Annotated in this window: 17 protein-coding genes; 5 read left to right on the forward strand and 12 right to left on the reverse strand. The window is 71.7% G+C overall.

The window, feature by feature from the left end; translation table 11 throughout:
• The first annotated feature begins 35 nt into the window (after positions 1 to 35).
• Positions 36 to 785: a L,D-transpeptidase family protein gene (locus OG406_RS34180; protein WP_239155744.1), complete on the forward strand. Its 750-nt coding sequence runs from the start codon at positions 36 to 38 to the stop codon at positions 783 to 785.
• Here the strand turns inward: OG406_RS34180 and OG406_RS34185 are convergent.
• Positions 782 to 3,727 carry an FAD-binding and (Fe-S)-binding domain-containing protein gene (locus OG406_RS34185; protein WP_329189493.1) on the reverse strand — a complete coding sequence of 982 codons (2,946 nt, stop codon included), beginning with the start codon at positions 3,725 to 3,727 and terminating at the stop codon, positions 782 to 784. The two genes, OG406_RS34180 and OG406_RS34185, sit on opposite strands and share 4 nt — an antisense overlap.
• Positions 3,728 to 3,919: 192 nt before the next feature.
• Positions 3,920 to 4,375, reverse strand: coding sequence for a MarR family winged helix-turn-helix transcriptional regulator (locus tag OG406_RS34190; RefSeq protein WP_081222987.1), 456 nt, complete (start codon positions 4,373 to 4,375; stop codon positions 3,920 to 3,922).
• A gap of 156 nt (positions 4,376 to 4,531) precedes the next feature.
• Here OG406_RS34190 and OG406_RS34195 point away from each other — a divergent pair, with 156 nt between their 5' ends.
• Together OG406_RS34195 and mltG are read left to right on the forward strand one after the other, a co-directional pair.
• Entirely contained in the window at positions 4,532 to 6,331 is a 1,800-nt protein-coding gene (locus OG406_RS34195; protein ID WP_267052241.1) for an ABC transporter ATP-binding protein, read from the forward strand.
• Between the two features lie 44 nt (positions 6,332 to 6,375).
• A complete protein-coding gene (gene mltG / locus OG406_RS34200; protein WP_329189497.1) occupies positions 6,376 to 7,263 on the forward strand; it encodes an endolytic transglycosylase MltG in 888 nt (295 codons plus the stop codon).
• A gap of 66 nt (positions 7,264 to 7,329) precedes the next feature.
• On the opposite strand, the gene OG406_RS34205 is transcribed toward mltG, so the two are convergent.
• From OG406_RS34205 to OG406_RS39495, 6 genes are all read right to left on the reverse strand, one after another.
• The gene (locus OG406_RS34205) at positions 7,330 to 8,418 is read right to left on the reverse strand and encodes an NAD(P)-binding domain-containing protein (RefSeq protein WP_329189499.1); all 1,089 of its coding nucleotides are present in this window, start codon (positions 8,416 to 8,418) and stop codon (positions 7,330 to 7,332) included.
• 75 nt (positions 8,419 to 8,493) lie between these two features.
• Entirely contained in the window at positions 8,494 to 9,657 is a 1,164-nt protein-coding gene (locus OG406_RS34210; RefSeq protein ID WP_267052238.1) for an LLM class flavin-dependent oxidoreductase, read from the reverse strand.
• The gene (locus OG406_RS34215) at positions 9,657 to 10,688 is read right to left on the reverse strand and encodes an ABC transporter substrate-binding protein (RefSeq protein ID WP_164374513.1); all 1,032 of its coding nucleotides are present in this window, start codon (positions 10,686 to 10,688) and stop codon (positions 9,657 to 9,659) included. The genes OG406_RS34210 and OG406_RS34215 overlap by 1 nt, the downstream gene beginning before the upstream one ends.
• A 138-nt stretch (positions 10,689 to 10,826) precedes the next feature.
• Complete coding sequence (locus OG406_RS34220; protein ID WP_329189502.1) at positions 10,827 to 11,573, reverse strand: ABC transporter ATP-binding protein; 747 nt, start codon at positions 11,571 to 11,573, stop codon at positions 10,827 to 10,829.
• A complete protein-coding gene (locus tag OG406_RS34225) occupies positions 11,546 to 12,454 on the reverse strand; it encodes an ABC transporter permease (RefSeq protein ID WP_329189504.1) in 909 nt (302 codons plus the stop codon). Before OG406_RS34225 ends, OG406_RS34220 begins: the two co-directional genes overlap by 28 nt.
• A 146-nt stretch (positions 12,455 to 12,600) precedes the next feature.
• The gene (locus OG406_RS39495; RefSeq protein WP_349817350.1) at positions 12,601 to 12,684 is read right to left on the reverse strand and encodes a putative leader peptide; all 84 of its coding nucleotides are present in this window, start codon (positions 12,682 to 12,684) and stop codon (positions 12,601 to 12,603) included.
• A gap of 122 nt (positions 12,685 to 12,806) precedes the next feature.
• On the opposite strand from OG406_RS39495, the gene OG406_RS34230 reads away from it, so the two are divergent.
• The gene (locus tag OG406_RS34230; RefSeq protein WP_081222979.1) at positions 12,807 to 13,229 is read left to right on the forward strand and encodes a secondary thiamine-phosphate synthase enzyme YjbQ; all 423 of its coding nucleotides are present in this window, start codon (positions 12,807 to 12,809) and stop codon (positions 13,227 to 13,229) included.
• Between the two features lie 122 nt (positions 13,230 to 13,351).
• Here the strand turns inward: OG406_RS34230 and OG406_RS34235 are convergent, their stop codons facing one another.
• The 4 genes from OG406_RS34235 to OG406_RS34250 form a co-directional block, all read right to left on the reverse strand.
• Positions 13,352 to 14,512, reverse strand: a complete 1,161-nt coding sequence (locus OG406_RS34235; protein WP_384807537.1) for an MFS transporter — start codon at positions 14,510 to 14,512, stop codon at positions 13,352 to 13,354.
• A 244-nt stretch (positions 14,513 to 14,756) separates the two neighbouring features.
• Positions 14,757 to 15,239, reverse strand: coding sequence for a carboxymuconolactone decarboxylase family protein (locus OG406_RS34240; protein WP_266853681.1), 483 nt, complete (start codon positions 15,237 to 15,239; stop codon positions 14,757 to 14,759).
• 232 nt (positions 15,240 to 15,471) lie between these two features.
• On the reverse strand, positions 15,472 to 17,340 hold the full coding sequence (locus tag OG406_RS34245; protein WP_443067125.1) for a SpoIIE family protein phosphatase: 1,869 nt from the start codon (positions 17,338 to 17,340) through the stop codon (positions 15,472 to 15,474).
• Between the two features lie 51 nt (positions 17,341 to 17,391).
• The gene (locus tag OG406_RS34250) at positions 17,392 to 18,036 is read right to left on the reverse strand and encodes a class I SAM-dependent DNA methyltransferase (protein ID WP_164374852.1); all 645 of its coding nucleotides are present in this window, start codon (positions 18,034 to 18,036) and stop codon (positions 17,392 to 17,394) included.
• A 358-nt stretch (positions 18,037 to 18,394) separates the two neighbouring features.
• On the opposite strand from OG406_RS34250, the gene OG406_RS34255 reads away from it, so the two are divergent.
• A complete protein-coding gene (locus tag OG406_RS34255; RefSeq protein ID WP_267052232.1) occupies positions 18,395 to 19,459 on the forward strand; it encodes an NAD(+)/NADH kinase in 1,065 nt (354 codons plus the stop codon).
• Positions 19,460 to 19,532: the final 73 nt, after the last annotated feature.

Raw genomic sequence — 19,532 nt, forward strand, 5'->3', positions numbered from 1 at the left:
CGATTCGTCAGCTACGTGGTGCGAGGATGGACGGCATGCGAATGAACGGTGCGATGCGTACGGGGCTCGCCGCAGTGACCTGCGGGACCCTCGCCGTCGGTCTCGCGGCCTGTGGTGGCTCGGCGGACGGCGGGGCGAAGGACGTGAAGGGGAACGCGGGATCGGCCGGACAGGCGGCCCGCACCAGCGCTCCCCCCGCGGACCCGACCCGCATCCCGGACGTGGGTGACCGGCTCCAGAACAAGATCCCGTCCGACTCCGGGCAGGTGCTGGCGGTCTACGGCGAGGGCAAGGACTCGGCGACCTCCACCGCCGTGCTGTACACGAAGTCCGGCAAGAACTGGAAGAAGACCATCAGCTGGGCCGCGCACAACGGCAAGAAGGGCTGGACGACCGACCACCACGAGGACGACAAGCGCAGTCCCGTGGGTGTGTACACGCTCAGCGACGCGGGCGGCGTGCTCGACGACCCGGGCGCCCGGCTGCCGTACACGCAGTCGGAGGACTTCCAGGCACCGCACTACTGGGCGAAGTCGCACTGGCACGACTTCGACTACGTCATCGCCATCGACTACAACCGCCTCAAGGGCAATCCGCCGGACGACGGCACCCGCCCCTGGGGTGACGAGAAGGGCGGCGGCATCTGGCTCCACCTGGACCACGGGAGCGGCACCTCGGCCTGCGTGAGCCTGCCCAAGTCCGGTATGGAATACCTGCTGCGCACGCTCGACCCCGATCAGCACCCGGTCGTGGTCATGGGCGACAAGGCGGACCTCAAGGCCTAGCGGGCCGACGCGCCGCCGTCGGCGGGGTCACGGGTCGCGCGCTCCAGTTCCAGCAGCGCGGAGTAGTATCCGCGGCCCGTCGTGTGGTCCATCCCCACCTCGCACATGCGGTTCGCCGACAGATGCGCGTCGAAGGTGCGGGAGGCCACGAACGCCGCCTCCTCGTGGGTGGCCGACTCGGTGAGTTCCCGGTGGAGCATGCCGCGGTCGCCCGCGAAGGCGCAGCACCCGGCGTCGTCCGGTACGACCACCTCCGCGGCGCAGGCCTCGGCCACCGCACGCAGTTGTTCCTCGTCGCCCAAGTGCCGCATGGAGCAGGTCGGATGGAGCACCGCGGAGCCGACGGTGCGGCGCACGGTGAGGTGGGGGAGCAGTTCCTCCGCCGCCCACACCAGGGAGTCGACCACCGTCAGTGCGGCGTGCAACTCCCTGTTGTCGGGGGTCAGGTGAGGCACGACCTCGCGCGCGATGCCGAGCGTGCAGGACGAGGCGTCCACGACGAGCGGCAGCCGCCCGCCCGCGGTCCAGCCCCAGGCGGCCTCGACGATCCGGTTGGCCATGACGGCGTTGCCCGCGTCGTACCCCTTGGAGTGCCAGATCGTCGCGCAGCACGTGCCCTTCACGTCGTCCGGGATCCAGACCGGTCGGCCCGCGCGCTCGGAGACCGCGACGACGGCCTGCGCGAGCGACACGTCTCCGGGGCTGCCGAAGATGCGGTTGACGCAGGCCGGGTAGTAGACGGCGACGGCCCCCACCCGCGCGGTGTCCGGCAGGGACGCGGGCGCCGCCCCGGGCATCCGGGGCAGCCACTCGGGCACGAGGTCCGGCCGTACGGCCTTGCGCGCCATCCGTGTCGCGGCGCCCACCCGCCGGTCGCCGACCCGGTCCGCGATGGCGACGGCCAGCCGCGCCGAGGCTTCGAGCGCCCGGAAGTTCCGCGCGGCCAGCGCCGCCACGCGCTCCTCGCGCGGCGAGTGACGCGCGCGCCGGAAGTCCTTCATCAGGGCGCCCGTGTCGATGCCGAGGGGACAGGCGAGTCCGCAGGTCGAGTCGCCGGCGCAGGTGTCCACGGCGTCGTACCCGTAGGCGTCCAGGAGACTGTCCTCGACCGGTGAGCCGTCGGGCTGGCGCATCATCTCCCGGCGCAGCACGATCCGTTGGCGCGGTGTGGTCGTCAGGTCCTGGCTGGGACAGGTCGGTTCGCAGAAGCCGCACTCGATGCACGGGTCGGCGATGGCCTCGATGCGCGGGATGGTCTTCAGTCCCCGCAGGTGCGCCCGCGGATCACGGTCGAGGACGACGCGGGGCGCGAGCACCCCGTCCGGATCGATCAGTTGCTTCGTCCGCCACATCAAGTCCGTCGCCACCGGCCCCCATTCGAGCTCCAGGAAGGGCGCGATGTTGCGGCCGGTGGCGTGTTCGGCCTTCAGTGAGCCGTCGAAACGCTCGACGGTGAGCCGGCAGAACGCGTCCATGAACGCGGCGTACCGCTCCACGTCGTCCTCGCGGGACGCGTCGAAGGCCAGCAGGAAGTGCAGGTTGCCGTGCGCGGCGTGGCCCGCGACCGCCGCGTCGAAACCGTGCCGGGTCTGGAGGTCGAGGAGTGCCTCGCAGGCCTCCGCGAGCCGCTCCGGCGGCACCGCGAAGTCCTCCGTGATCAGGGTCGTACCGGACGGCCGCGCCCCGCCGACCGCCGTGACGAACGCCTTGCGCGCCTTCCAGTACCCGGCGACGGTCGTCCGGTCGCGGGTGAGGGAGTTCGTCACCGACGCCACCGGGGAGACCGTCGTCAGTCCCTCCAGCACCGCGCGCGCCTTCTCCTCGTACGCCTCCTGCGCGGCCTCGTCCGCGGCGCGGAACTCGACGAGCAGCGCGGTCGTCGGCCCGGGCAGGTCCGCCCAGTCGCCGGGCACGCCCTCGACGCTCACCGAGGCACGCAGGGTGTTGCCGTCCATCAGCTCGACGGCCGAGGCGCCCGCGGCGGTGAACAGGGGAACGGCGGCGGCCGCGGCGGTCAGCGAGCCGAAGAAGAACAGCCCCGCCGTGACCCGCTGCTCCAGGGGCAGGGTGTCGAGGACGACTTCCGAGATGAAGCCGAACGTGCCCTGCGAGCCGACCATCAGGCCCCGCAGGATCTCGACCGGTGTGGAGCCGTCGAGGAAGGCGTCGAGGCGGTAGCCGTTGGTGTTCTTGATCGCGTACTTGGCGCGGATGCGGGCCGTCAGGGCCGCGTCGGACTCGATCTCCGCCTTGAGACGCAGGAGCCCGGCGCACAGGTCCGGTTCGGCGTGCGCGAGCTGCTCGTCCGCATCGGGCTGGGCCGTGTCCACGACGGTGCCCGACGGCAGGACGAACGTGAGCGAGGCAAGGGTGCGGTAGGAGTTGCGATGGATCCCCGCCGTCATGCCGGAGGCGTTGTTCGCGACCACCCCGCCGACCGTGCAGGCGACCGCGCTCGCCGGATCGGGGCCGAGCACGCGCCCGTGGCGGGCGAGCGCCGCGTTGACGCGGGCGATCGTCGTACCCGGTGCGATGCGGGCCCGCGCGCCGCCGTCGAGGACCTCGACGCCGGTCCAGTGGCGGCGCACGTCGACGAGGATGTCCTCGCCCTGCGCCTGGCCGTTGAGCGAGGTGCCCGCCGCACGGAACACGACCTCGCGGCCCTTGCCGTGCGCGTACGAGAGGACGGCCGAGACGTCGTCGATGTCCTCGGGGACCACGACGACCCGGGGCAGGAAGCGGTACGGGCTGGCGTCGGAGGCGTAGCGCACCAGGTCGGATATCCCGGTGAGCACCTTGTCGGCGCCTAGCAGGGCGATCAGCTCGCCGCGAAGGGGCTCGGGGGTGCCTCCGGCGCGGTCCTCGGGGACCCGGTCGGGCGCGGGCGCCCCGGGACGCGCGTCGGGGCGCAGGGCCTCGGGGTCGGGCTCCAGCAGGGGCATCGCGCACCACTCCTCACGGGCTCACCGGACGACCGGGTGAGGGCGCCCGTGACGGACTCGCGGCGCCACCGACGTCAGTGTTTCCGCCGGACCGCTCCGCCGGACCTCCCGGCGGCGCCGCCGCGGCCGAACCGTCCCGGCACCGCACCCGTGCCCGACAACTCCGGCGCCGACCTCGGGCGCCGAGCCGCGTCAGCAGGGATGCTCGGCCCTCGGCACTCCGTCCACCAAGGTGTCCAGCAGTCCGCCGAGCACCTCACGCTGCTCGTCCGTCAATGGAGCCAGGATCTCCTCCGCGGCGCCACGGCGCGCGGCACGCAGCTCCCGCAGGGCGGAGCGGCCCTCGTCCGTGACCTCGATGCGGATCACGCGCCGGTTGGTGGGATCCGGGACCCGGCGCACCTTCCCACCGGACTCCAGGGCGTCCACCAGGGTGGTCACGGCCCGCGGCACCACTTCGAGGCGCTCGGCGAGATCGGCCATCCGAGGCGGTGAGCTGTAGTGCGCGAGGGTGCGCAGCAGGCGCGACTGGGCCGGTGTGATGCCCAGCTCGCGCTGCTCCAGATGGCGCTTCTGGATGCGGTGCACGCGCCGCGTGAGGCGCAGCAACTGCTCGGCGAGCAGGCCGTCGGCATCGGGGGTGGTCATGCGGGAACAATATCAGGATGCGGTTCATTGTGAGTATAGGTAACAATGAGCTAGGCTCCGTCAATCGCCGGATCCTCACGGTGCGCCCGTGGTCCTCGCGTGCAGCATGGACCCGTGGTCCCGTGCTTCCCACAGTCCCGTTTCCCTAGGAGTCCATTGCCTCCCGAACACATCACGTGGAGCCCGCCACCTGCCGACAAGGAACAGCCCCGGCAGGTGCGGCGCATCCTGAGCCTCTTCCGCCCCTACCGGGGCCGCCTCGCGATCGTCGGCCTGCTGGTCGGCGCCGCGTCCCTCGTGTCCGTGGCCACGCCCTTCCTGCTGAAGGCGATCCTGGACACCGCCATCCCGCAGGGCCGCACGGGCCTGCTGAGCCTTCTCGCGCTCGGCATGATCCTCAGCGCCGTCCTGAGCGGTGTCTTCGGCGTCCTGCAGACCCTGATCTCCACGACCGTCGGCCAGCGCGTGATGCACGACCTGCGCACCGCCGTCTACGGCCGGCTCCAGCGCATGTCGCTGGCCTTCTTCACCAGGACGCGCACGGGCGAGGTCCAGTCCCGCATCGCCAACGACATCGGCGGCATGCAGGCCACCGTCACCTCCACCGCGACCTCCCTGGTCTCGAACCTCACCAGCGTGATCGCGACCATCGTCGCCATGGTCGCCCTGGACTGGCGCCTGACCGTGGTCTCGCTGCTCCTGCTCCCGGTCTTCGTCTGGATCAGCCGCCGTGTCGGCAACGAACGCAAGCGGATCACCACCCAGCGGCAGAAGCAGATGGCCGCGATGGCCGCCACCGTCACCGAGTCGCTCTCCGTCAGCGGCATCCTCCTCGGCCGCACCATGGGCCGGTCGGACTCGCTGACGAAGTCCTTCGCCGACGAGTCCGAGGGGCTGGTCGACCTCGAAGTGCGGTCGAACATGGCGGGACGCTGGCGCATGTCCGTCATCGGCATCGTCATGGCCGCCATGCCCGCCTTCATCTACTGGACCGCGGGCGTCGCCCTCCAGCTCGGCGGGCCGACCATCTCGATCGGCACCCTCGTCGCCTTCGTCTCCCTCCAGCAGGGCCTGTTCCGGCCGACGGTCAGCCTGCTGTCCACCGGTGTGCAGATCCAGACCTCCCTGGCGCTCTTCCAGCGCATCTTCGAGTATCTCGACCTGCCGATCGACATCACGGAGCCCGAGCGTCCGGTCCACCTCGACCAGGTCAAGGGGGAGATCCGCTTCGAGGACGTCGAGTTCCGCTACGACGACAAGGGCGCCCCGATCCTCGACGCCATCGACGTCACCGTCCCGGCCGGCGGCAGCCTCGCCGTCGTCGGGCCGACCGGCTCCGGCAAGTCCACGCTCAGTTACCTGGTGCCGCGCCTGTACGACGTCACCGGCGGCCGCGTGACCCTGGACGGGGTGGACGTGCGCGACCTCGACTTCGACACCCTGGCCCGCGCGGTCGGCGTCGTCTCGCAGGAGACCTACCTCTTCCATGCCTCGGTCGCGGAGAACCTGAGGTTCGCCAAGCCCGACGCCACCGACGAGGAGCTGCACACGGCGGCGCGCGCGGCCCAGATCCACGACCACATCGCCGCACTGCCCGACGGGTACGACACGGTCGTCGGCGAACGGGGCCACCGATTCTCCGGCGGCGAGAAGCAGCGCCTCGCCATCGCCCGCACCATCCTGCGCGACCCGCCCGTGCTCGTTCTCGACGAGGCGACCAGTGCGCTGGACACCCGTACGGAGCACGCCGTGCAGGAGGCCATCGACTCCCTGTCGGCCAACCGCACCACGATCACCATCGCCCACCGGCTGTCCACGATCCGTGGCGCCGATCAGATCGTGGTCCTCGACTCCGGCCGCGCGGTCGAGCGCGGAACGCACGAGGAACTCCTGGAGCAGGGCGGCCGCTACGCCGCCCTCGTGGACCGGGACGCCCAACTGGAGCCGACAAGATGACGATATGCCGGGTTTGTGTGCATTAGCGGGTTAACGTGCCCGTCATGCAGATGAACACTCCGCCACGGAGCACGATTCGACTGACGCGCCGGGGCCGGGTCGCCCTCATCGCGACCGGAGCCGTCGTGGCGGCCACCGCCGTGGCGGTGCCGCTGCTCAGCATGGGAAGGGACCAGGACGAGGCCCCCAAGGCCCTGGTCATCCCGGAGGGCTGGCGCTCCGGCCAGGTCTACACAGCCGTCGACAAGGCCCTGCGGATGCCCGCGGGCACCACGAAGAAGTCCCTCGCCAAGGCGAACCTGAAGCTTCCCAACGACGCCGAGGGCAATCCCGAGGGCTATCTCTTCCCGGCGACGTATCCGCTCGGCAAGAAGTCGACGCCCGAGTCGCTGCTCACCTTCATGGTCGACACCGCGAACAAGAAGTTCAACGGAGCGCCGGTCGCCGCGGGAGCCCAGCGCAACGCGATGAACGTCTACCAGGCCGTCACCATCGCGAGCATCGTCCAGTCGGAGGCGGCGACCCCCGCGGACATGGGCAAGGTGGCCCGGGTCATCTTCAACCGCCTGGAACGCGGCATGCCGCTGCAGATGGACTCCACGATCAACTACGCGATGAACCGCTCCACGCTGAACACCACGCAGAAGGACACCCGGCTCAACAGCCCCTACAACTCCTACCAGCGCATGGGGCTGCCGCCCACGCCGATCGCCAACCCCGGCGAGGAGGCGATGCGCGTCGCGATCAACCCGCCCGCCGGCGACTGGCTGTACTTCGTCACGGTCAAGCCGGGCGACACCCGCTTCACGGCCAGCTACGAGGAGCACCAGCGCAACGTCGCCGAGTTCAACCGGAACCAGAGCCGCAAGAGCGCCTCCCCGGCCGCCTCAGCCTCCCCGGCAGCCTCCGCCTCCGCGTCGGCCGCCCGCTGACCCGCACGCCGAGCGCCGCGGGGACCGGCGCGTCGCACCGGGCCACGCGGACCGCCGCACGGGACATCACACGGGGGCCGCCGAGGCCGCCGTCAGCCTCCTGATGTCCCGCACCGCGGCCCGCCCGGCCCGGTTGGCGCCGATCGTGCTCGCGGACGGCCCGTAGCCGACCAGATGGATGCGCGGATCGGCGACCACCCGGGTCCCCTCGACGCGGATGCCGCCGCCCGGCTCCCTCAGGCGCAGCGGAGCCAGATGGTCGATGGCGGCCCGGAAACCGGTCGCCCAGAGGATCACGTCGGCCTCCACCCGCTGTCCGTCCGCCCACTCCACCCCGTCCGGGGTGATCCGGTCGAACATCGGACGCCGGTCGAGCACTCCGTCGGCCAGACCCTGCCGGATCGCGTCGTTCAGCGGCAGCCCGGTCACGGAGACCACGCTGCGGGGCGGAAGCCCCTGCCGTACGCGTTCGTCCACCAGCGCGACCGCGGCCCGCCCGAACTCCTCCGTGAAGGGACCCTCCCGGAAGACCGGAGGGCGCCGGGTCACCCACGTGGTCGCGGCGGCGTACGCCGCGATCTCCATCAGATGCTGAGTGCCCGACGCACCACCGCCCACGACCACCACGTGCCGCTGGGCGAACTCCTCCGGGCCCGGGTACTGCGCCGTGTGCAACTGCCGTCCGCGGAAGGTCTCCTGGCCCGGATAGCGCGGCCAGAACGGCCGGTCCCAGGTGCCGGTCGCGTTGATCAGAGCCCGCGCGGACCACGCCCCGTCGTCCGTCTCCACGAGCAGCCGGCCGGCGGACCCCTCCCGGACCGCCGTGACGTCCACGGGGCGCCGCACCCGCAGGTCGAAGGCGCGTTCGTAGGCGTCGAAGCACTCCCCGACGACCTCCGCCGAGGGGCGGTCCGGGTCGGCGTCCGTGAGCTCCATCCCCGGCAGCTCGTGCATCCCGTGCACCTTGCCGAACGTCAGCGACGGCCACCGGAACTGCCAGGCGCCACCCGGGCGCGGCGCGTGGTCGAGGACGACGAAGTCGCGCTCGGGCTCGTAGCCGCTACGCCGCAGGTGGTAGGCGCTGGACAGGCCGGCCTGGCCCGCGCCGACCACGACCACATCGACCTCACGCGCGCGTACCCCTGTGTCGTTCACGCTTCTACCAACCGGGCCGGGCTCCGGGATCTTCCCGCCGGGCGGCCCGGTGTGAGCCACCCGACGGGGCCGGTGTCACCGGCCGCCGGCCACGAGCAGCGGCGCACCACCGCCTGGGCCGGCCTCCGTCGCGGCCGACAGCAGCCCCCGCGTCGCCAGCTCGGGGATCACGCCTTCCCCGAACCAGTACGCCTCCTCCAGGTGCGGATATCCCGAGAGCACGAAGTGCTCGACACCCAGCGCGTGGTACTCCTCGATCCGGTCGGCGACCTCGGCGTGGCTGCCCACCAGGGCCGTGCCCGCGCCGCCGCGCACCAGGCCGACGCCCGCCCACAGATTCGGCGAGATCTCCAGGCCGTCGCGGGAACCGCCGTGCAGCGCCAGCATCCGCTGCTGGCCCACCGACTCGCTCCGCCCGAGCGCCGCCTGCGCGGCCGCGACGGTGTCCCCGTCGAGATCGTCGAGCAGCCGGTTCGCGGTCGCCCACGCCTCGGCCGACGAGTCCCGCGAGATCGTGTGCAGCCGGATGCCGAACCGGACCGTGCGCCCCTCGCGCTCGGCGAGACCGCGGATCCAGTCCGTCTTCTCCTTCACCTGGGCCGGGGTCTCGCCCCACGTGAGGTAGACGTCCGCGTGCCGGGCCGCGACCGGCCCCGCCGCGGCCGAGGAGCCGCCGAAGAAGACCTCCGGGAGCGGGTCGGGCGGCAGCGCCGTCAGACCGCCCTCGACCTGGTAGTGAACGCCGTCGAAGTCGTACGGCTGCCCGCTCCACACCCCGCGGACGACCGAGAGGAACTCGTCCGTCCGGGCGTACCGCTGGTCGTGCCCGAGGTGGTCCCCGAAACGCCGCTGTTCGGCCGAGTCGCCGCCGGTGACGACGTTCAGGAGCAGCCGCCCGCGCGTCACCCGCTGGTACGTGGCCGCCATCTGGGCCGCGAGCGTCGGCGAGATGACACCCGGCCGGAACGCCACCAGGAACTTCAGCCGCTCGGTGTGCTGGGCGAGCGCCACCGTCGTCAGCCAGGCGTCCTCGCACCAGGTGCCGGTCGGGGTGAGCACCGCCTCGAAGCCCAACTGCTCGGCCGCCTTGGCGATCTGGGCCAGGTACTCGATGTCCGGCGCGCGCACACCGCTCGGCCGGCGTGACCGGTCGAGGGTGTTGCCGGTGTAGGCGTGCCGGTCCACCAGGGTCCGGCCGTCGCCGCCCGTCGGCAGGAACCAGTGCAGGTGAACGGTCATCAGGACTCCTTGAAGACACGGGGAGCGGTGGTCGACGCCGGCAGGTCACCGTTGAACCGGGGGTCCACGAAACCACTGAAGTCGACCTTGCCCGGCAGCAGTTTCAGACCGGTGAAGGTGTCGGCGATGGCCTGTTCGGAGGCGATCAGCGGCTTGTCGACCGCGACCGCGATGCGGCTCGCGTTGGTCCGCTTCACCGACGCGAGCGCCACCTCGTACGGCAGGCCGGTGTCCTTCGCCCACACCTTCGCCCACGCGTCCGGGTGCTCGTAGACCCAGTCCTGGGCGCGGCGCAGCCGCTCCAGATAGTCCCTGACGGCCGCCGTCTTCTTCTTGTCCCGCAGCGCGCCGGGCGCCGCGACCTGGAAACTGAGCCCGTTGACGACCCCCTCGCCGTCGGCCAGGATCCGCCCCTGCTTCGCCTGCAACACCTGCGAGGTGTACGGGTCCCACACCGCCCACGCGTCCACCCTGCCGCTGGTGAACGCGGCCAGCGCGTCGGCCGGCTGCAGGTACTTCACCTTGACGTCGGCCGGAGTGAGCCCGGCCTTCTTGAGCGAGGCGATCAGCTGGTAGTGCGCGGACGAACCCTGCGCCACGGCGATGGACTTGCCCTTCAGCTCCTCGGGCTTCCGCAGCGTCGAGCCCTTCGGTACGAGGATGGCCTCGCCCTGGGAGTTGCCGTGCCAGGCGGCCACCACTGAGATCTTCGAGTGCGCCCCGGCCGCGAAGACGGGCGGCGTGTTGCCGACGCCGCCGATGTCGACGGCCTTGGCGTTGACGGCCTCCAGGAGCGGTGGGCCGGAGGTGAACGTCGACCATTTGATCGTGTAGTCGAGGTCCTTGAGCTCACCGGCGGCCCGGAGAACCGCCTCGGAACCGCCCTTCTGGTCACCGACGTTGAGCGTGAGGGAGCCCTTGCCGTCGGTTCCGGAACCCGTGCTGGTCTCGGCCGCGGAGTTTCCGCCGCAGGCCGCGAGCAGCAGGGTCAGGGGCAGCAGCAGGGCGGCGGGGACGGGACGTCGTCGCATGAGGTTCCGTTCGTGGAGGTGGGTGAACCGAAGTGAGGTGAGCGAGGTGAAGCGAGGTGTGGTGAAGCGAGGTGCGGTGAACGGGCGTGCCGGCCGGTGGGGCGAAATGAGGTGGACCGGCGGGCGGGACGGCCGGATTCAGGCGGCCTCGGCGGCGGTGTCGACGCCGAGCCGTTCCAGCAGCCCGGCCCGGAGTGCGGCGAACCGGGGATCGGCGATGTCGCGGGGGCGTTCCAGGTCGACGCGGGTCTCGTAGGCGATGACGCCGTCGTCCATCACCAGGACACGGTCGGCCAGCAGCACGGCCTCCTCGACGTCATGGGTCACCAACAGGACGGCGCAGCCCCTGCGTTGCCACAGCTCGCCGACGAGCCGCTGCGCCTTGATGCGGGTCAGGGCGTCGAGTGCGCCGAACGGCTCGTCGAGCAGCAGCAGGTCGGGTTCGCGGACCAGGGCCCGGGCCAGCGACGCGCGCTGCGCCTCACCGCCGGACAGTGTCTTGGGCCAGGCGTCCGAGCGGTGGGTGAGACCGACCTCGGTCAGCGCACGCTCGGCCTGTGCGCGGCCGGGCTTCCCGGGCAGCCCGAGCAGCACGTTGCGCCACACCTTCTTCCACGGCATCAGCCGGGGCGACTGGAACGCCACCGCCTTGCGGCGCGGAACCAGGACAGTGCCCTCGATGTCGCGGTCGAGTCCGGCGAGGATGCGCAGCAGCGTCGACTTGCCGCAGCCACTGCGTCCGAGGAGGGCCACGAACTCGCCCGGCCGCACGTCGAGTCGGAGGTGATCGATGACGGCCCGGCCGTCGAAGGAGCGGGTGAGGCCCTCGACCCGTACAGCCGGGGTCGCCTCGGGGCTCACCGGCCCGTGAACGTCGGTCGCCATTGCAGCAACAGCCTTTCGAGGGTACGGACGACGAAGTCGGCGAGCAGGCCGAGGAAGGCGTAGACGATCAGGCAGACCACGATCACGTCGGTCCGCAGGAAGTCGCGCGCCTGGACCATCAGGAAGCCGATACCGGCGTCGGCGTTGATCTGCTCAGCGAAGACCAGTGCGAGCCAGGCGATGCCGAGCGAGTAGCGCAGTCCCGTCATCGCGCCGGGCAGCGCACCCGGCAGGATCACGTGCCGCACGAGTCCCCACCGGGACAGGCCGAGGGACTCACCCGCCTCGATGAGCTGGGAGTCGACGCCGCGGATGCCGGCGTAGACGTTCAGATACAGCGGGAACGACACCCCGAGGGTGATGATCGCGACCTTCGGGGTCTCGCCGATGCCGAACCAGATGATGAACAGCGGGATGAGGCCGACGAAGGGCACCGTCCGCAGCATCTGCACGGAGGCGTCCACCAGGTCCTCGCCGATGCGGAACAGCCCCGAGACCAGGGCGAGTCCGGTGCCGACGAGGGTGCCGAGGAGGAGGCCGACGGCGACGCGTTGCAGGGAGACGCCCATCGCCCCGGGCAGCGAACCGTCCGTGATCAGGTCTCGGCCGACCCGGGCGATGGTGCCCGGAGACGCGAGGACGTCGGGGGTCAACACCCCTGTGCTGCTCAGGAGTTGCCACAGGGCGAGCAGCAGGAGAGGTCCGGAGGTGCGACGCAGCCAGCGCGGCACGCGGGCGCGCCGGGTGGAGGCGGGAACGATGGGTTCGAGCTCGGGTGCCGCGTGGGCCGGTCCGTTCGCGGCTTGGTCCGAGGGGCCGTCCTTGGATATGGGCGACATATCCGGCCCGGACGAGCCGGGCGGGGCGTGACTGATGCTCATGAAGGCTCCACGGGAGGAGGAGAGCGTCCGGAAGGGGGTACGCCGGAACCCCGACACGTCGGCGGCTCGGCGTGCGGACACGGGAGAGCCGGACGTGCGGGTGGGGCGGGGCGCGAGAGCGCTGCGGTGCTAGAGAGGCAAGGTCGTCAGCAGCCGCGGCGACACGCGGCGGAGGCCACCCGCAGCAGGTCGATGTGACCGCGCGTGGTGAGCAGGGCTGAACGCAACATGCGGCAGAAACTAGCCAGCTTGTTGGTGCGCGGTCAACGGTGTCTCGCGGAATGGACCCCGCGTATCACTGCGCGGGCGGTCGGTCGGGTGCGGAATCCGGCGTATGGGAGAGGATTGGAACATGTCCGATGCCTTCACCACGCACGTCCTGAACGTCTCCTCCGGATCGTCCGAGACGGTCGTCGACCTGACCCGCGACTGCGAGGCCTTCCTCCGTGAGGTCGCGGCGGGCCGCGACGGTCTCCTGAACATCTTCGTGCCCCACGCCACCGCCGGGATCGCCGTCATCGAGACCGGCGCGGGCAGCGACGACGACCTCCTTGCCGCGCTGCACACCCTGCTCCCCGCCGACGACCGCTGGCAGCACCGCCACGGCAGCCCCGGCCACGGCCGGGACCACGTCCTTCCGGCGATCGTCCCGCCGCACGCCACCCTGCCGGTGGTGGACGGGAGTCTGGAGCTGGGCACATGGCAGTCGGTGTGTCTCGTCGACACGAACAAGGACAACCCGAACCGTCAGGTCCGGCTGAGTTTCCTCGGCTGAGACGGCACGAGACGGCACCGGCCCGTTCCTCCTCACCGGCACGCGTGGAGCCGACGGCCCTCAGGGACCGTCGGCTCCAACGCGTCCGTACGCGACCTCATATGACGCCACGTCATGCCTGCTCAACTCGTCGTGCGGTGGCCGCGCTCCGTGGTCCAGTAGAGGAGCGCCAGCAGAGGAAGCGCAGCGCCCAGGAGTGTCAGGGCCGTCCAGCCGCCGGCGTGGTAGACGACCGATCCGAGCTGCGAACCGAGCGCGCCGCCCACGAAGAACGTGGCGATGAAAGCGCTGTTGAGCCGGGCCCGCGCGCCCGCGTCGAGCTGGTAGATCGTGTGCTGGCCGAGGATCAGCGTGGTCTGCACGGCCATGTCGATCAGGATCGCCGCCACGGCGATCAGGACGACGCTGTGCCCGCCGAAGCCCGCGACCGCGAAGGCCAGCGCGGCGGCCACGAACGCGGCGCCCGTCATCGGACGGACCAGGCCTCGGTCGGCCCACCGGCCCGCGAAGGGGGCGACCGCCGCGCCCGCGGCACCGACCAGGGCGAACACACCCACCCCGACAGGGGAGTAGTGGAAGCGGGGACCGGTCAGCACGAAGGAGACCGTCGTCCAGAAGGCGCTGAACGCTCCGAACATCGCCGCCTGGTAGAGCCCCCGGCGCAGCAGCACCGGGTGGGTGCGCACCAGACGGAGCGTGGAGCGCAGAACGTGGTGGTAGGGGATCGTCGTGGTGGGGGCGTGCTCGGGCAGGGCCACCCGCAGTGCCACGGCCAGGAGTGCCATCAAACCGGCGGAGCCGAGGAAGACGACCCGCCAGCCGGCCACGTCGGAGACGAGGCTGCTCAGGGTGCGGGAGAGCAGGATGCCGGTGAGCAGACCGCTCATCACGCGGCCGACGACGCGGCCGCGGGCATGGTCGGGCGCGAGGCTCGCGGCGAACGGCACCAGGATCTGGGCGACGACCGAGGTGGCTCCGGCGACCAGTGAGGCGATCAGCAGCATGGGGAAGCTGGTCGCGAGACCCGCCGCCACCAGTGCCAGCGTGGTGACCGTGAGCAGAGCGGTGATCAGGTTCCGCTTCTCCAGGCGGTCGCCGAGCGGGACCAGGAACAGCATGCCGAGGACGTAGCCGACCTGCGTGAGCGTGATGAGCGCTCCGGCCGTCGAGGTGCCGATGTGGAAGACGTCGCTCAGCGAGGAGAGCAGGGGCTGGGCGTAGTAGAGGTTGGCGACCGTCATCCCGGAGGCGACGGCCAGCAGCGCGACCAGCCGGCCGGGCACGCCGGAGGCGGCCTGCGCCGGTGCGGAGCGGCGGGAGGTCCGGACGTCGGACGATGCGGACATGTGCACCTTCTCGAAAGGTGGGCCGGGAAGCCCGGCTCGGGTGGGAACGCCGTGCGGTGACGGCATCCCCTTCGAAGCCGTCACAGGGCACAAGCGCCCGGCCGCGCCTCGATCTTCCTCACCGGATGCGATGGTTCGGGATGTCAGTCATCTCGAACGGAGATGAGCGTGCCGCGTGTGGTCAAGGCGTGGGGCGCACCGGGTGCCGACTCAGCACGGAGACCCTGTTGAAGGCGTTGATGGTGATCGCCACCCAGATCACCGCGGAGATCTCGTCGTCCGACAGGACCCGTCGCGCCGCGGCGTAGGCGGTGTCCTGCGCGCCGCCGTTCGCGGGCTCGGTGGTCGCCTCGGCGAGGGCCAGCGCCGCACGCTCCCGGTCCGTGAACAGCTCGGTCTCGCGCCACGCGGCCAGGACACCGAGCCGCCGGGCGGAGTCACCGGCCCGCAGCGCCGCCCTGGTGTGCACGTCCAGGCAGAAGGCGCAGCCGTTGATCTGGGACACCCGCAGGTTGACCAGCTCCACCAGCACCCGGTCCAGGCCCGCTTCGGCGGCGACGGCCCGCACGGCCTCGGACGTCTCGACCAGCGCGTGATAGGCCTTCGGACTCTGCTTGTCGACGAAGACCCGCCGGTCCGTCGCTTCGGCTGCCGTGTCGCTCACCCTCGACTCCTTCGTGGACCGTGCCCGGCCCCGCTGGGCTCCACCGGCACGCTGGTGATCATTGTCCTACGATCCCCGTACGACGATCCGGCGGCCCCCGACGAGCCGGCCGCGCGGGGACCCGGGAAGGACACGCGGACGCTCCGGTGACGACGTCGGGCGGCGGCGGGACGAGCCGTGGCCGGAACCGGTGATGGTTTGCCCACTCCCGTGAACACGCGGGCGCACGCGGCTACTTCGCGGGGATCTTCTGCTCGAACCAGACGACCTTGCCGCTGCTCACCCTCGTCGCACCCCACCGCAGGGCGAGCTGGTCGACCAGGAACAGACCGCGGCCGCACTCGTCGCCCGGCGCGGCCTCCCGCATCCGGGGCACCAGCGGCGAGTCGTCGGTCACCTCGCAGCGCAGCACCTCGGTGCGCAGCAGCCGCAGCGAGATCGGCCGCGAGGCGAAGCGCACGGCGTTCGTCACCACCTCGCTGACCATCAGCTCCGTCGTGTCGAGCAGGGCGTCCAGACCCCAGCGCCGCAGGGCCCTGCGGATCAGCCGGCGCGCCTGGCCCGCGGTCATCGGATGAGGGGCCAGGTACCAGTAGGCGACGCTGTCCGGCGGGAAGCCCTCGAACCGGGCGGTGAGCAGGGCGATGTCGTCGTCCCGGGTGCCCGGGCCGAGCGTCCCGAGGACGTGGTCGCACAGTGTCTCCAGCGAGGCGGGCCCGGTGGCGGTGGTCTGCAGGCGGAGCCGCAGCTCCTCCACGCCGCTCCCCACGTCGGTGGTGCGCGACTCGACCAGCCCGTCCGTGTACAGCACCAGGGTCGCCCCGGTGGGCGCGGCCATCTCCACCGACTCGAAGACGACACCTCCGACACCGATCGGGGCGCCGGGCGGGACGTCCAGCACCTCGGCACGGCCGTCCTCGTGCAGCAGCACGGCGGGCGGATGTCCGGCGTTGGCCATCAGCAGGCGATGCGATATCGGGTCGTAGATGGCGTAGAGACAGGTCGCCATGTGATCGCTGCCGAGCCGCTGGGCCTGCTCGTCGAGATGGTGCAGCACCTCGTGGGGCGGCAGGTCGAGGCCGGCGAGGGTCTGCACGATGGTGCGGAGCTGGCCCATGATCGCGGCGGACGTCATGGAGTGCCCCATGACGTCGCCGACGACGAGCGCGACCCGGTTGCCGGGCAGCGGGATCGCGTCGTACCAGTCGCCGCCGACCTGGGCGGTCTTCGAGGCGGGCAGATAGCGGCTGGCCAGCCGTACGCCGGTGGGTTCGGGCAGCGACGACGGGAGCATGGTGTGCTGCAGCGTGTCCGCCACGGCGGCCTCGTGGCCGTACATCACCGCCTTCTGCACCCCGAGCGCGGTGTGGGTGGCCAGTTGCGAGGCGACGAGCAGGTCGTCCCCGGTGAACGCCGGGCGGTCGGCGCACCGGAGCAGCACGACCGTGCCCATGACGTGATGGCTGCCGTGCAGCGGGGCGATGATCAGGCGGTGGCCCGGCGCCAGCGGGCCGGGCGGGTGACCGCCGGATGCGAGCAGTTCGTCGACGGCGGACGCGTTCCCGGGTGCGTCCCCGAAGGCGGGACGTCCGTCCAGCAGCAGTTCCGCGAGACGCCCGCCGCCGGCCGGCTCCACTCGCTCGGCGACCTCCGGGAGGACGGGTGCCGAAGGGCCGTCGACGGGCGGAGCCCCCGGCGCGTTCCCGGTGGCCGGCGGGCCGGGGACCTCGCCGCCGTGCAGGCGCAGCACGACGGGTGCGGCCGGCCGTTCCGCCCCCACCGGCAGCGGGTCGTCGAGATGGATGTGGATGGCGTCGGCGAACGCGGGGACGGCGGCCCGTCGCAGCTCCCGGAGCGTCTCGTCGAGGTCCATCCCGCGGGCGATCCGCCGTGTCGCCACGTCGAGGTACCGCAGACGGTCCGTCTGCGGCAGGCCGTCCTCGGTCACCGTGGCCACCGGGCCGGTCGTCACGCCGGGCGGACCCGTCGGGGCGACGGGCGTCCCGGCCGCCGCCACGGCAGGTGCGACGGACACCGCGGCGGACGAGGGAAGGCCGTGCGGCAGGGGAGTGCCCTCATGGGCGATGTGGTGCTCGGTCACGCGATCTGTCCCGTCCGGTGGGTGCGCGGTCCGCGGCTCGGACCGGCCTCCTCAGTCGCTCCGCCGGCAGCAGAGGAAGACCTGCTCCTCCGGCGGGACGTCGGCCACCGAGGGGGCGTACGTGTACGAGGTCTCGTCGACGATCTCGAAACCGGCCGCCTCGACGACCTTGTGCAGGTCCTCCCGCAGATAGCCGGACACCCTGATCGTGTTCCCCAGGAACGGGATGGCGAAGTTGTCCACGTCGGCCTCGACCATCGACAGGGCGAACAGGCCCCCGGGGACGAGCAGATGACGGATCGTCCGCAGCGCGAGAGGAATCTCGGCGCGGGGCAGCATCAGCAGCGAGAAGAAGGCGGCGACCGCGTCGAAGCGGCCGAGGTCGCGGGGGCCGCCCGGCCGCAGGTCCGCGATGTCGGCCTGGTGGAACGTGCCCTCGGGGACGGACTCGCCGGCGAGCTTCACCATGCCGGGCGACAGGTCGATGCCCGTGACCTCCAGGCCGGCGTCCGCCAGCTGGCGCGCGGTCGGTACCCCCGTTCCGCACCCCAGGTCCAGCACGCGCGACCCGGCGGCGAGCGACTCGACCAGCCAGGTGCCGGCCGCGACCTGGCCCTCCTTGTGCGGGAAGGCCTCGTCGTAGCGGTCGCCGATGGAGTCGAAGGCGTTCGCCTGACCGGTGCGATCGAGCCGCATGCTCTCGTAATCAGTCCCGTGATTGCTGTTGATCACGAAAGTACCTTCCAAGGGGTCGATCGAGTGATTGCGCTATCCGACCGAAAATGGCCGTGACGAGATCTCCGAGCCGAAACAGTCGCTCAGGAGACGTCAATTCGGAACGATAGTCGTTCAATGTTCGGTCGGATGCCAGAGTGGCTGAAGTTGACTCACGGTCAACGAAGTTGAGGGCCGAGCGCACGGTCAGCCGCGTCTCCACTCGTCTTCGGGTGCCGCATTCCGTCCCGGGCCCCGGAATCCCCCGAGCGCCGCCTCCCCGTACCGGAATGCGTAATTCGTGGAAGGATCGTGTTCAGTCCCGGACCCGGAGGTTGTCGTGGCCGTACGCCGTGTCGGACTGGTCGTCCACCAGGGACGGACGGAGGCCGACGACGCCGCCCGCGCCGTGCACGACTGGTGCGCGGCGCGCGGCATCCGGTGCACCGAGATCGACGTGTGGGCCAAGGACCACCAGCGCCGAGGCGGCCGGGCGGAGGCCGAAGCGGCCGGAAACCCGGACCTCGTCGTCACGCTCGGCGGCGACGGCACCTTCCTCCGTGGCGCCCGCATCGCCCTCAAGAGCGACGCCAGTGTGCTGGGCGTCGACCTCGGCAAGGTCGGCTTCCTCACCGAGGTGCCCGCGGCCGAGGTGACCGAGGCGCTCGACTCCGTCCACGACGGCCACGCGGTGGTCGAGGAGCGCATGACCCTCACCATGCGCGCGTCCCGGGCCCTGGAGATCCCCGCGGGCATGGAGGCCCTGCTCCACTACGGGCGTGGCCCCGCGCTGCCGCCGCCCCTGGTCCGGCCCGAGACGACCGAGGGGGACGGCTGGGGGGTCGCCCTGGACGTCATGGCCCTGAACGACGTCGTCCTCGAGAAGCTGGCCCGGGACCGCCAGGTCAGCGTCGGCGTCTACATCGCCGGACGGCGACTGGCCTCCTACTCCGCGGACGCCTTCGCCGTCGCCACGCCCACCGGATCGACGGCGTACAGCTTCGCCGCCGGCGGTCCCGTGCTCTCCCCGCACATGGACGCGGTGGTGTTCACGCCGATCGCCCCCCACATGACCTTCAACCGCAGCGTGGTGGCCGCGCCGGACGAGCCCGTCGCCCTGCGGGTGCTGCCCCACTCGGGTCAGGCCGCCGTCAGCATCGACGGCCAACTGCGCGGCGTCGTCGATCCGGGCGACTGGATCGGGGTCTTCCGGGCCCCGCAGCGGGTCCGCCTCATCCGGCTGCGACCGACCGACTTCTACGGCCGGCTGCGGGAGCGGTTCCGGCTGACCGACGCGCCGGCCACCGCCGCCGACGCGGAAGCCGCTCCGTTCTTCCGCCCCGACAGCCCCATCCCGCCGGACCTCGCCGGGCTGCGCCTGCCGCCGCCCTCGGCGGCGCGCTGACGGAAGCCGCGCACCACCGGGCCCGGCCCGGTGATCGCCCCGCGCACGGCGGGCCGGGCGCCATCGATTGCGA

The sequence above is a fragment of the Streptomyces sp. NBC_01428 genome (assembly GCF_036231965.1).
Classification (GTDB): domain Bacteria; phylum Actinomycetota; class Actinomycetes; order Streptomycetales; family Streptomycetaceae; genus Streptomyces.